The organism is Cognatishimia sp. F0-27, assembly GCF_020667845.1.
In the GTDB taxonomy this organism is placed as follows: domain Bacteria; phylum Pseudomonadota; class Alphaproteobacteria; order Rhodobacterales; family Rhodobacteraceae; genus JAFMPQ01.
In genome coordinates, this window is the sequence record NZ_JAFMPQ010000038.1 from 38,909 (window position 1) to 51,611 (window position 12,703).

Annotated in this window: 12 protein-coding genes; 4 read left to right on the forward strand and 8 right to left on the reverse strand. The window is 64.6% G+C overall.

All coding sequences use genetic code 11. From position 1 onward, the window contains the following. The first annotated feature begins 541 nt into the window (after positions 1–541). Entirely contained in the window at positions 542–928 is a 387-nt protein-coding gene (gene ybgC / locus J1C49_RS17770; RefSeq protein WP_227447181.1) for a tol-pal system-associated acyl-CoA thioesterase, read from the forward strand. A 145-nt stretch (positions 929–1,073) separates the two neighbouring features. On the opposite strand, the gene J1C49_RS17775 is transcribed toward ybgC, so the two are convergent. After that, positions 1,074–1,367: an HNH endonuclease gene (locus tag J1C49_RS17775; RefSeq protein WP_227447182.1), complete on the reverse strand. Its 294-nt coding sequence runs from the start codon at positions 1,365–1,367 to the stop codon at positions 1,074–1,076. Positions 1,368–1,439: 72 nt separating this feature from the next. On the opposite strand from J1C49_RS17775, the gene J1C49_RS17780 reads away from it, so the two are divergent. Beyond that, entirely contained in the window at positions 1,440–2,774 is a 1,335-nt protein-coding gene (locus J1C49_RS17780; RefSeq protein ID WP_227447183.1) for a mechanosensitive ion channel family protein, read from the forward strand. 3 nt (positions 2,775–2,777) lie between these two features. Continuing rightward, positions 2,778–3,956 carry a TIGR03862 family flavoprotein gene (locus tag J1C49_RS17785; RefSeq protein ID WP_227447184.1) on the forward strand — a complete coding sequence of 393 codons (1,179 nt, stop codon included), beginning with the start codon at positions 2,778–2,780 and terminating at the stop codon, positions 3,954–3,956. Positions 3,957–3,982: 26 nt separating this feature from the next. Here J1C49_RS17785 and J1C49_RS17790 read toward each other — a convergent pair whose 3' ends face one another. The 3 genes from J1C49_RS17790 to dgcN form a co-directional block, all read right to left on the reverse strand. Next, the gene (locus J1C49_RS17790) at positions 3,983–4,846 is read right to left on the reverse strand and encodes a D-amino-acid transaminase (protein WP_227447185.1); all 864 of its coding nucleotides are present in this window, start codon (positions 4,844–4,846) and stop codon (positions 3,983–3,985) included. Between the two features lie 110 nt (positions 4,847–4,956). Continuing rightward, positions 4,957–5,922 (reverse strand): N-acetyl-D-Glu racemase DgcA, encoded by a 966-nt coding sequence (gene dgcA, locus J1C49_RS17795; protein WP_227447186.1) that lies wholly within the window; start codon positions 5,920–5,922, stop codon positions 4,957–4,959. Between the two features lie 118 nt (positions 5,923–6,040). Next, positions 6,041–7,042, reverse strand: coding sequence for an N-acetyltransferase DgcN (gene dgcN, locus J1C49_RS17800; RefSeq protein ID WP_227447187.1), 1,002 nt, complete (start codon positions 7,040–7,042; stop codon positions 6,041–6,043). A gap of 267 nt (positions 7,043–7,309) precedes the next feature. Here dgcN and J1C49_RS17805 point away from each other — a divergent pair, with 267 nt between their 5' ends. Next, positions 7,310–8,269 (forward strand): L-malyl-CoA/beta-methylmalyl-CoA lyase, encoded by a 960-nt coding sequence (locus tag J1C49_RS17805; RefSeq protein WP_227447188.1) that lies wholly within the window; start codon positions 7,310–7,312, stop codon positions 8,267–8,269. Between the two features lie 464 nt (positions 8,270–8,733). On the opposite strand, the gene J1C49_RS17810 is transcribed toward J1C49_RS17805, so the two are convergent. The 4 genes from J1C49_RS17810 to J1C49_RS17825 are packed head-to-tail and all read right to left on the reverse strand — an operon-like array spanning position 8,734 to position 12,696. Further along, complete coding sequence (locus J1C49_RS17810; RefSeq protein WP_227447189.1) at positions 8,734–9,591, reverse strand: fumarylacetoacetate hydrolase family protein; 858 nt, start codon at positions 9,589–9,591, stop codon at positions 8,734–8,736. After that, positions 9,588–10,349, reverse strand: coding sequence for a ThuA domain-containing protein (locus J1C49_RS17815; protein WP_227447190.1), 762 nt, complete (start codon positions 10,347–10,349; stop codon positions 9,588–9,590). The genes J1C49_RS17810 and J1C49_RS17815 overlap by 4 nt, the downstream gene beginning before the upstream one ends. Beyond that, complete coding sequence (locus tag J1C49_RS17820) at positions 10,346–11,203, reverse strand: NAD(P)-dependent oxidoreductase (RefSeq protein WP_227447191.1); 858 nt, start codon at positions 11,201–11,203, stop codon at positions 10,346–10,348. The genes J1C49_RS17815 and J1C49_RS17820 overlap by 4 nt, the downstream gene beginning before the upstream one ends. Beyond that, positions 11,203–12,696: a sugar ABC transporter ATP-binding protein gene (locus J1C49_RS17825; RefSeq protein WP_227447196.1), complete on the reverse strand. Its 1,494-nt coding sequence runs from the start codon at positions 12,694–12,696 to the stop codon at positions 11,203–11,205. Before J1C49_RS17825 ends, J1C49_RS17820 begins: the two co-directional genes overlap by 1 nt. Positions 12,697–12,703: the final 7 nt, after the last annotated feature.

Below are 12,703 nucleotides of genomic sequence, written 5' to 3' on the forward strand. Positions count from 1 at the left end.
TCATTGATGCGAGCGCCCATCCGCAGGGCATGCCCGGACGCACGACTCAAACGGCCACCAAGGCTGTGCGGCGCGCATTGCCCCTCGCCACGACACCGTCCATCGCTCGATCGACCATCAAAGGCCGCATTCTCCCAGCCGACCGCCGCCGCTTTCGATTGCCCGGAATGCCTTCGATCTGCGACGCTGCCCCAGCTGTCCGGCGATCCACTGGGCCAGGGATAAACCTTCGGCTTTCCGGGGTTCAAAACGCGTAGCGCAGCCGCTTTCGCGCGGGAAAGGGGATGGCCGCACACCACCCCATTGGCAGTGAGATGGGCCAGTCCCTGCAATGCGCTGCAACCTGTCACCGGGCCCTGCTTTGAGGTTTGGCGACAGAGGCTTGAACGCTGGCCTTCGACTTTCCCGACGAATGCCGCGCCTTCTCCGATACGCGCGCGCCGGGGTCATGGACGCGATACGCCGACACGCCTTCCCGACAGGGTTGCCCTGCCCCGTGCGCTGCGCCTAGTGTCCGGGCAAAGGCAATCCGGAGCGCGCCATGTCCCATGTTTTTCCCGTTCGCGTCTACTACGAAGACACGGATATGGCCGGCATTGTCTATCATGCGAACTACCTGAAATTCATCGAGCGCGCCCGTTCGGACTGGGTCAAGGAACAGGGGCTGGACCAGAACGCCATGCGCGAAGACGGGATCGTCTTCGTGGTGCGCAGGATCGAAGCCGACTATCTTGCCGCGGCAAAGTATGACGACGCGCTGGAGGTTGTGACGGAAGTCCGCTCCATGACCGGTGTGCGGTTGGTGATGACGCAAGAGGTGCGGCGCGCCGGCACGACAGTGTTCCGGGCGGAGGTGACAGCGGTCTGTGCAACGCTGGATGGACAGCCCACCCGCTTGCCGGAGATTTTGCGCCGAAAGGTCAATTGACCGCCCCCTGCGACGCAGCCGCCAAGAGCACGCACCGTGACCTGGCCGTGCTGACACTGACTTGGCCGCAGTAATGCGACGTGGCCACCACCCGTTGATCGCCGTCCGGCCTCTGTCGCCGCGCGGCGGGGCTCTCCAGAGGCGGTCAGCGTTTGCGTCGTCCGCCGGCGCTGCGGCTGTGAAAGGTCGGCGGTCGTTTTGCGACCCACCGCAGAAAGCCCTGCATCTCGGGATGTGCGCGGAGCGCCTCCGGCGTGTTGAGGTCCCGCGCCAATTCGGCCTCTGTAAACCGCGCATGGATCTCATTATGGCAAATCTGGTGCAAGAGAACGACCGGGCCGCCTTTTCCCCCTTTCAGCTTTGGCGTGAGGTGGTGCAGGCTCTGCTTGGCCTCAGGGGGAATACTACGCCCGCAAAGCGGGCAAACGGGATCGGACACGCGCAACGCTCTCTGGTCTCTGGACAACATGTCTGAGCTGGCGCGCGTCGCGCCTGGTTCAAGGGGGTGCAAATGGATTGGCTGAACATTGACCTGGGCGCACAGCCGGAGATCGTGCAGCGCATGGCGGGCTACGGGCTTCAGGGCTGGGAGATTGCCAAGGGCTGGGCGTTGTCGCCGGCGGCCTGGTCGCAGTTCGGGTTATTGATTGTCGCATTCGTGCTCGCCTGGTGGCTGACGCGGCGGTTGCGCCCGGTTCTGTCCCGCCTGCTTACGCCACCGGCAGAACAAACCCATATCCTCGCCACGGCACGGCGTTTCTTGTTGATGTTCGTCCCGTTGCTGCTGCCGCTTCTGGCCTATGTGCTGATCGGGATCGGAGAACAGATCACGCGCTCGATCTTCGGATCCGGTGCGGTGATTGCGTTCGGCAAACGTCTCTTCCTGTTTCTCGCGGCCCGCATTCTGGTCCGCGAAATCATCACGGATCCGTTTCTGAAACTGCTCGGGCGGTACATCCTGATCCCGGTCGCCGCGCTCTATGCGCTCGGGTTGCTGGACGTGGCCATCCTGCGGCTCAGCGAAACGACCGTGGGGATCGGCAATATCACCTTCTCGCTCATGGCGTTGATCCGTGGTGCCATTGCCGGCTCGATCCTGTTCTGGCTTGGGCGTTGGTCGAACGATCAGACCGGCAGCTATATCGAGCGACAGGAGGAGATGCGCCCCGCCACCAAGCAGCTTGCGGCAAAGGCCGCGGAGCTGATGATTTTCGGGATCGCGTTCCTGTTGTTGATGAACATCATGGGGATCCCGCTCACCTCGCTGGCCGTGCTCGGCGGTGCCATCGGCGTCGGCCTCGGCTTTGGTCTGCAAAAGATCGCGGCCAACTACATATCCGGCGTGATCCTGCTGCTGGAGGGGCAAGCCACGGTTGGCGATTACGTGGAACTCGACAATGGCGAGGCCGGCACCATCGTCAAGACCACCGCGCGTGCGATGATCCTCGAAACCTTTGACGGGCGCTGGATCGTGGTGCCGAACGAGGATTTCATCACGACCCGCGTCATCAACTACTCCGATCAGGGCAGTGCGAACCGGATCGAGGTCGATTTCTCCGTGAGCTACGATACCGATATCAACAAGGTGCCCGCCATTATCGAAGCCGCGGTCGCCACCCATCCCGGCGTGCTCGACAGCCCCGAACCGCCCGATTGCGAGCTGCGCGGCTTTGGAGAGTCCGGTGTCGATTTCGGGGTCGAGTTCTGGGTCAACGGGATTGACGACGGCAAGAACAAATATGCGTCCGACGTGCTGTTCCTGATCTGGAACGCCCTCCGGGATCACGACATCGAAATTCCCTACCCGCATCGCGTGATCGAGATGCGCAATGCCAAGGAGTCCTGAGCCTTGGACGGCGTTCTGGTCATCGGCGGTGGGCCGGCGGGCCTGATGGCGGCGCAGGCAGTGCTCGACGCCGGCCAACCGGCGACGCTTGTCGAAGCCAAACCATCCATCGGGCGCAAGTTTCTGATGGCGGGCAAATCAGGGCTCAACCTGACGAAGATGCAAGCCATGGGGCCGTTCCTTGCCAGTTACGGCCTTGCGGAGCCGCGTCTGCGCGCTGCATTGCGCGCTTTCGGACCGGCAGCGGTCCGTGACTGGGCGGACGGCCTGGGGCAGAACACGTTCACCGGCTCGACGGGGCGGCTTTTTCCGGCGGTGATGAAAGCGTCACCGCTGCTGCGCGCCTGGCTCGAACGGCTCGATGCGCAAGGGTTGACGCGTCACACCCGCTGGCGCTGGCAAGGATGGGCGACGGATGACGCATTGCGCTTTGACACGCCCGAGGGGCACGTGACCCTGCGCCCGCACGCAACCGTGCTCGCGCTTGGCGGCGGGTCATGGGCGCGGCTGGGGTCGGACGGAACCTGGCGGCATCACTTCGCGGAGCAGGGACTTGAATCCGTGCCCTTCGCGGCATCGAATGCGGGCCTGGTCGTCGCGTGGTCTCCCGCGATGGCGCGCCATTTCGGCGCCCCGCTCAAGGCGGTCGCGTTCCGTTCCGGCGATGCGGTGTCGCGGGGCGAAGCGATCCTCTCAGCACGCGGGCTGGAGGGCGGTGGTCTCTACCCGCTTAGCGCGGCAATCCGAAATGGCAAGCCGCTCTCCATTGACCTCGCGCCGGACCGCGACCTCGATACGGTACGCAATCGTCTCGCCCGTCCCCGCGGCAAGGCCAGCATGAGCAATCACCTGCGCAAGGCGCTTGGCCTGTCTCCCGTGGCGATCGCGCTCCTGAACGAATTCGCCCGCCCCCTCCCCACGGAAGCCGACAGGCTCGCCCGGCTCGTCAAGGCCGTGCCGGTCTCGCACCAAGGGTTGCGCCCGCTTGACGAGGCGATCTCGACCGTGGGCGGCGTTCCCTGGACCGCACTGGACGACGGGTTGATGCTCATCGACAAGCCGGGAACCTTCTGCGCCGGCGAGATGATCGACTGGGATGCCCCGACCGGGGGCTATCTGCTCAGCGCCTGTTTCGCCACCGGGCGGCTTGCGGGCGAGACCGCCGCCCGCTGGGCCGGCTAGGCGCAGCGGACAGGCCCGGCACGGCCTCAGATCGCCGCCTTTCGGCTCTCATCGAGATAGATCTCGCGCAACCGGGCGACCCTGGCACCCGGGGTTCCTTCGCCTAGCGCCACGCCGTCGATCTCCACAACCGGCATCACAAAGGCCGAAGCAGACGTGATGAACGCCTCATCGGCGCTCTGCGCTTCTTCGATGGTGAAGTTGCGCTCCTCGACTTCCATCTGCGCCTCGCGCGCAAAGCGCAGAACAGCCGCCCGGGTGATCCCGTGCAGGATGTCGTTGGACAGCGCGCGTGTGACGATCTTGTTGCCCTTGATGAAATAGGCATTGTTGGAGGTGCCTTCGGTCACATAGCCATCCTGAACCATCCATGCGTCATCGGCGCCGGCCTTCTTGGCCATCATCTTGCCCATGGACGGATAGAGCAGCTGCACTGTCTTGATGTCCCGCCGGCCCCAACGCTGATCTTCGATGGAGATGATCTTCATCCCGGTCCGCGCGGCAGGGCTGTCCGCCAGACCAGGCTTGTCCTGGGTGAATAGCACGATGGTCGGATTCGTCGTCTCCGGGTCGGGGAAAACGAAATCGCGATCCCCCGGCGCGCCGCGCGTGATCTGGAGATAGATCAGCCCGTCTTCGATCCCGTTGAGCCGCACCAGTTCGCGATGCACCTCCAGAAGCGCATCCGTTTCGATCGGCTTGCGGATATCCAGCTCCGTCAACGACCGGTCGAGCCGCTTTGCGTGCCCGGCAAAATCGATCAGCTTTCCGCCCAGAACGCTTGTCACCTCGTACACGCCATCCGCCATCAGGAACGCGCGATCAAAGATGGAGACCTTGGCCTCATGCTCGGGCAGATACTCTCCGTTGACGTAAACGGTGCGGGTCATGGCGGTTTTCCTTGCGGTAACGGTATACAATTTCGCGGCAATGCTGGCCGGCAGATGGCCCGCTCCGGAGGGATGTTGTCAAGAGCACGGCCCGTCGCAGGACCGCGCTGTTACCCCCAAAGCGCGGGATCGGCCGGGTGGACGCCCTGCGCGTCAAACCGCAAGGGAACCGGGCGATCCTCCGCGAGCAGCAAGGGGCCGTCGAGATCGGTGACCGCCGCCCCCTGCGCCAGCAACACCGCGGGCGCCATGGCCAGCGATGACCCCACCATGCAACCAACCATCACGCTATAGCCGTGCGCACGCGCTGCATCGCGCAACGCCAGCGCCTCGGTCAGCCCGCCGGTCTTGTCGAGCTTGATGTTGACCATGTCGTAGCGCCCTTCCAGCGCGGGCAGGCTCGCCCTGTCATGACAACTCTCATCGGCACAGACAGGCACCGGGCGGTCGATCCCGGCCAAGGCATCGTCCTCACCGGTCGGCAAGGGCTGTTCGACCAGCGCAACACCAAGCCGCACCAGATGCGGAGCAAGCTCGGCATAGACCGCGGCGTTCCAGCCTTCATTGGCATCCACGACGATCCGCGCCTCCGGCGCGCCGCGCCGCACCGCCTCAAGCCGCGCCATGTCATCCGGTGTGCCCAGCTTGATCTTGAGCAAAGGGCGGTGCGCATGGCGTGTGGCCGCAGCTTCCATACGCTCCGGCGTGTCGAGCGACAGGGTAAAGGCCGTGATCTCGGGCCCCGGTCGCGGCAGCCCTGCCAGCGCCCAGACCGGTTTGCCCGCCTGCTTTGCCGCGAGATCCCACAGCGCGCAGTCCACCGCATTGCGCGCCGCCCCCGGCGGCAGGAGGTCTTGCAGCGTCTCGCGCGTCACATCCTCGGGCAGCCCTTCGATCTGAGCCGTCACGCTCTCCAGCGTCTCGCCGTAACGGGCATACGGAACACATTCGCCCCAGCCCTGCGCATCGCCGCGCTTGACCCGGACGGTCAGAACCCGGGCCTCCGTCCGAGACCCGCGCGAGATCGTGAAGGCTTCGGCCAACTGGAATACGTCGCGCGATACCGTCAAAGTCATGAGCGTTTCCCGTGCTTTGTGTCTTGTCCCATGCGTCTGCCGACTGCTGTCATGGCGACACTGTTCCGTCAATGCCTGCGCTGGCGCAATGGCATCCTCGCAGGCGCCCCGGGCGCGATTACAGCGCGACAAGCGCCTCCGCCAGACGCGCGGCCCCGTGTCTGAACGGGTCGACCGTCGGCAGGCCAAGCCGGGCCTCGACTTCGGCGCAATACCGGGTCGCTTCCTCTTCTCCCATGTGCTGGGTGTTGATCGAAACGCCAACAACACGGCAAGCCGGGTTGGCCACTTGCGCCAGTTGCAGCGAAAGGTCCCGCACCGCCTCGATGCTCGGGAGCTTGTAGCCGGGCAGACCGCGCATGTGACTGCGGGTCGGTTCGTGACACAGGATCAGCGCGTCGGGCTGGCCGCCGTGAACAAGGGCCAGGGAAACGCCGGAAAAGCTGACGTGAAACAGGCTGCCCTGGCCTTCGATGATATCCCAATGATCGGGATCGTTGTCCGGAGTCAGCCATTCGATGGACCCGGCCATGAAATCCGCGACCACCGCGTCGAGCGGCACCCCGTCACCGGTGATCAGGATCCCGGTCTGGCCGGTGGCACGGAAGGTGCTCTTCTGGCCCATGTCCCGCATCGCCGCGTCAAGCGCAAGGGCGGTGTACATCTTGCCCACCGAACAATCGGTTCCGACCGCCAGAACGCGTTTGCCGCGTCGTTTCTCGCCGGTGGCGATCGGGTATTCGACCTCCGGAACCCGCACATCGTGCAACACCTGGCCCGTGGCTTCCGCCACAGCAACAAGGTCCTTTTCATCACGCAAGAGATTGTGCAGCCCGGAGGCCAGATCGAACCCCTCTTCGAGCGCGGCAACAAGCACCTTTTTCCATGCCTGGCTGATCTTGCCGCCGCGATTGGCCACGCCGATCACAAGCGTCTTGGCCCCCCTGGCCTTGGCTTCTTCGAGGGTGAGATCCGCAAGCCCGATATCTGCCTTGCAGCCTTCCATGCGAATCTGACCCACGCAGTTCTCGGGACGCCAATCCTTGATCCCCTGCGCCACTTTGCCCGAGAGCGCGTCCGGGGCATCGCCCAAAAACAGAAGATACGGGGTCTGGATCATTGCACTCTCCATGGTCGCACGGGTCATTTCATTGCCGGCATGGTGACGCGCAAATCGCAGGATGTCATTGCATTCTCTGCACAATTGCGATGCCACACGAAAAATTCTGCGCAGATTCCAGAGATCTGTCGAAGAATCGTGCACCGATGCCGCATGGCAGCGCGCGGTGCTGCACTGCAACGGTTCGGTTTTGCTTGCGCAGCAATTCGCAATTTAATAACTCTGCGCGCAAGCAATTCGAAATATCCTTACCGAGAGGTCTGATCCATGAGTTTCCGTCTGCAGCCCGCGCCGCCCGCCCGTCCGAACCGTTGCCAGCTTTTCGGACCGGGGTCGCGACCGGCGATTTTCGAGAAGATGGCGAACTCGGCTGCGGATGTGATCAATCTCGATCTCGAGGATTCCGTGGCGCCGTCGGACAAGGACAGCGCGCGGGCCAATATCGTCGAAGCGATCGGCGATATCGACTGGGGCAACAAGTGGCTGTCGGTGCGGATCAACGGGCTCGACACGCCCTATTGGTATCGCGACGTGGTGGACCTTTTGGAGCTTGCCCCTGAACGGCTGGACCAGATCATGATCCCGAAGGTGGGCTGCGCAGGCGATCTTTACGCGGTGGACGCGCTCGTCACGGCGGTGGAAGCCGCAAAGGGGCGGAGCAAGCGCGTGGCCTTCGAGGTGATCATCGAGAGCGCCGCCGGCATCGCCCACGTGGAGGAAATCGCCGCCGCCTCGCCACGGCTTCAGGCGATGAGCCTCGGCGCCGCTGACTTCGCTGCCTCCATGGGCATGGCCACTACCGGTATTGGTGGCACGCAGGAAAACTACTACATGCTGCATGAAGGCCAGAAGCATTGGTCCGATCCGTGGCATTGGGCGCAGACGGCCATCGTCGCGGCCTGCCGGACCCACGGGGTGCTGCCGGTGGATGGTCCCTTTGGCGATTTCTCCGATGACGAGGGCTTCCGCGCGCAAGCGCTGCGCTCCGCAACACTGGGCATGGTCGGCAAATGGGCGATCCACCCCAAGCAGGTGGGCATCGCCAACGAAGTCTTCACCCCGTCGGACGCAGCGGTGAGCGAAGCACGCGAGATCCTCGCGGCGATGGAAGAGGCCAAGGCCAAGGGCGAAGGTGCGACCGTCTACAAGGGGCGTCTTGTGGATATTGCGTCGATCAAGCAGGCCGAAGTGATCGTCAAGCAATCCGAAATGATCGGCGGACAGTAACCGCGCCGGAGGGCGCGGGCGCACGGCGAAGATCTGCTTCCCGAGAGAGCAACGGCGCGCCCGATTGGCGCGCCGTTTTGCGTCAGAGAGGCGATGCACAATCCATGCACATTCCATGCGCATCGATAGCGCATCGGTCTGCATCCGGGGCGTTTTTGACGTTGCTGCGCCGCAGCGAGAGCAGCGCCGGGATTTCGACCGCCTTGACGGGACAGGACCCGTCGGGGCTCACCCGCCCGATGCCCGCACCATCCCTCCCGGAGGGCAGGCCCAGTGCGACCCCAGCGCGTCGATCCCGCGCGACCCGGTCGCGTCCATCCCGCGACCCGGTCGCGTCGCGCCGACGCCCCAAGGCGCGCCACAGCGCTGTCCCGCTATCAGCGCACCAAACAGCCGAGCGGCCAACAGGCCTCGCCCCCCTGCGGGACGACGCAAGCGCGCCCGACCCGCGCGCCAGACGCGGCTCAGGACGGCGCGCGCACCGGGCTTCTTTGTTCGCCCAGACCGCTAATGCCGAGCGACACGGTTTCGCCTCCGGAGAGGTAGCGCGGCGGCTTCTGTCCCATGCCGACGCCGGGCGGGGTTCCGGTGGAGATCACGTCCCCGGACTGGAGACTCATGAACTGGCTGCAATAGGACACCAGATGCGGGATCTTGAAGATCAGCGTCGCTGTGGAGCCCGATTGCATCCGTTCCCCGTCCACGTCGAGCCACATGTCGAGCGCGTCCATGTCTTCCACCTCGTCGGGCGTCACAAGCCACGGCCCGGTGGGGCCGAACGTGTCGCAGCCCTTGCCCTTGTCCCAAGTCCCGGCGCGGTTGAGCTGATAGTCGCGCTCCGACACGTCGTTGATGACGCAGAACCCCGCAACGTGATCCATCGCGTTGGCCTCGTCGATATAGACGCCAGGCTTGCCGATCACGATGCCGAGTTCCACTTCCCAATCGGTCTTGGTGCTGCCGCGCGGGATCTGGATGGGATCGTTGGGGCCACACACGGCGGAGGTCCATTTGTTGAAGATGATCGGCTCTTCGGGGATCGGCATGTTCGCCTCTTCGGCGTGATCCGCGTAGTTCAGCCCGATGCAGATATACTTGCCGATCCCGCCGACGCAGGGGCCAAGACGCAGGTCGTCTTGCGGGGTGCCCGCGACAAGCGGCAGGCTCTCGGGATCGCGCTTTTGCAGCGCGGCGATGCCTTCGGGCCGAAGCGTTTCGCCCGCGATATCGGGCACCACGCCGGAGAGATCGCGGACCCGCCCGGCCGCGTCGAGAAGGCCGGGTTTCTCGGCGCCGGGCGCGCCGTAGCGAAGAAGTTTCATGCGAAGTCCTTTCGATGGCTCGTCTCTTTTTTGCCGGCTGCGGCCCAGAGCGCGCCCCGGCGGATGATTTCGGTGACCTGCGGTGTCCTGAGGTCGTCCAGCTCGTGCCCGATGGAGCAATAGAACACGCGGCCCTTGTCCCAGCGGCGTTTCCAGACCACGGGGATGACCGTGCCTTCGATCCACCACAGATGGTCGCCGGAGAAGGTCGTTGTGGCCAGCACCTCGTTGGAGGGGTCCACGAGCATGTAATACTGTTCTGATGTCAGGCGGAAACTGCGGATGCCCGCGACGATCGGGTCATCGGGTTTGCAGATGGTCACGTCGTAGTCGATGTAATCCTCGGCCGGTTGCAGATTGTCGGGCCAGCCCGGCGGGTGGGCCACAAATTGCCCGCCGATGAGGAAATGATAGGTCGGGCGATCGCGGAAAGCATCGCCCATGTGACCATGCCACCCGGCAAGCCCGCAGCCTGCGCCCACAAGCGCCAGCAACCCGTCCTCCTGGGCCTTGGTCATGTTGCCGAACTCTTCGCGGTGACCGGAGCGCGCAGAGGACCAGATCGGGGTGATCAGGTCAAGATCGGCGAGATCCTCGGGGTTTTCCAGCGGAGCGAGCGTGTCGTAGATCGTGACGTCGAAGCCGTTGGCCTCCAGAAGATCGCGATACCAATCCGCAAACTCCGTCGGCGCATGGCCTTCCCAGCCGCCGACGAACAGGGCCGCTTTCGGCGCGGGGGCGTCCTGCGTTGCTGTCATGGGTGGTCCTTTCGCATGTAGGGCAGGATCGCGGCCATGTCGCGCGCGCCATAGCCCGCGGCCTCGGCCCTTGTGAGGATGTCGCGCGTCACGGCGCCTTGCGGCATGGCGGTGCCAAGTGTCGCCGCGAGCGCGGCGGTGACATCCATGTCCTTGCGCGCGAGAGCGACGGTGAAGGTGACGTCATGGGCGGCCTCGTCCAGATAGAGCGGGCGGCGGTATTTGAGCATCGGCGCGCAGGCGGCGCTGTTCTCGATCACGTCAAAGGCCTGTGCGGTGTCGATGCCCGCGGCCTCGGCCAGGGTCATGGCTTCGGCGAGGGTCTGGTTGATGCCATGGATCAACGCGTTCACCGCCAGCTTCATCACCGCGCCCGCGCCGGGGGATCCCAGACAGATCGTCTGCCTGCCCAGAACGTCGAAGACCGGGCGCAGCGGGTCGGCGGTTGCCGCATCGCAGCCCGCCATGATCAGCAGCGCGCCGTCGCTTGCGGCCTGTGTCGCGCCGGAGACGGGCGCATCGATGATCCGTGTTCCGGGCGGGGCGGCATCGCAGAGCCAGCGGATGTGGTCGGGGCTCATGGTGCCCATCTCGACATAGGTGCGGGCGGTGCCCGTGAAGAGCCCGGCATGGACGGATTCGGAGGCGGGATCGTCGGCCAGCATGGTGACGACAACCTCCGCCGCGTCGGACAGCGCGCGCGGCGTGTCGGCCACGGCGCAGCCCAGCGTCCCGGCCAGCGCCATGGCCTTGTCGGGCGAGCGGTTCCAGAGCGTCACGTCAAAGCCGGCGTGCACGAGGTTGCGCGCCATGGGTGTGCCCATGCGCCCAAGGCCGGCAAAGCCCACACGCATCACGCCGCCTGACCGCCGCCAAGGCCAGAGATGGCCTGGATCAGGCTGTCTTCGGTGACTTCGTCAGAGGTGAAGCTGCGCATGATGCGGCCCGAATACATCGCGACGATGCGGTCGGAGACATGCAGCACCTCGGGCATTTCGGAGCTGATCACCATGACCGCATAGCCCTGCGCGGCAAGTTCCCGCAGCAGTTTGTGGATCTCCGATTTCGACCCGACATCGATGCCGCGGGTGGGTTCGTCCACGATCAGCACGTTGGGATGCATGGAGAGCCATTTGCCGATGACGATCTTCTGCTGGTTGCCGCCGGACAGGTTGCCCACCTGCTGCTTCCAGCCGGGCGTGCGGATGTCGAGCCTGTCGCGATACTGATCGAAGATTGCCACCTCGGCGCCTTCGGCCACGAAGGGTCCGGATTTGAGGTCATCGACCTGCGGCAGGGTCATGTTGTCGCGACAGTTCATACCGAGGACGAGGCCCTGGCCCTTGCGGTCCTCGGGCACGAGGCTGATGCCCTTGGCAATGGCGTCGGCGGGGGACTGGATGCGGACCGGCTCGCCGTCGAGCAGGATCTGGCCGGCGGAAGGGTCACGCAGGCCAAAGAGGGTTTCGGCAATCTCGGTCCGGCCGGCGCCGACAAGGCCGTAGAAGCCGAGCACCTCGCCGCGGCGGACCTCGAAGCTGATATCGGAATAGAGCTTGCCGCAGCTCAGTCCGCGCACCTCCAGCGCCACCGCGCCGAGCTCGTGATGCGATGCATTGCGGCTGAGATCGAGCGTGCGGCCGATCATCATCTGGGTGACGGCCTCTTCGTTGGTGTCGGCAGTGTTGACGGTGCCCTGATACTGGCCATCGCGCAGGATCGAGATGCGGTCGGTGATCTTGAAGATCTCTTCCATGCGGTGGGAGATATAGATGATCCCGACCCCGGTCGCTTGCAGATCGGCGATTACGTCGAAGAGCACCACCTTCTCGGCATCGGTGAGCGAGGCGGTGGGTTCATCGAAGATCACCGCCTTGGCGTCCACGGTCAGAGCGCGGGCGATCTCCACCATCTGCTGATTGGCAATGGACAGGTCCCCCACGCGGGTCCGCGCGTCGAACCCGACATTCAGCTTTTTCAGGATCGCATTTGTGCGGTCGGCCAGTGTGGCCCAGTCGACACGCCCGAAACTCTTGCGGGGCAGCTCCCCGAGATAGATGTTTTCGGCGACGGTCAGTTCTTCGGCAAGGCTCAGTTCCTGATGGATGAAGACGATCCCCTTGGCCTTGGCCTCCAGCGGGCCGGACATGGTGACTTTCTCCTTTCCCACGTGGATCGAGCCGCCATCGGGCTGATAGATCCCGCCGAGCACTTTCATCAGTGTCGACTTGCCCGCGCCGTTCTCGCCCATCAGCGCGTGGACCTCGCCGGGCATGACGGAGAAGGACACCCCGTCCAGCGCCCGCACGCCGGGGAAGGTCTTGACGATATCATCGAGATGCAGCACCGGATCG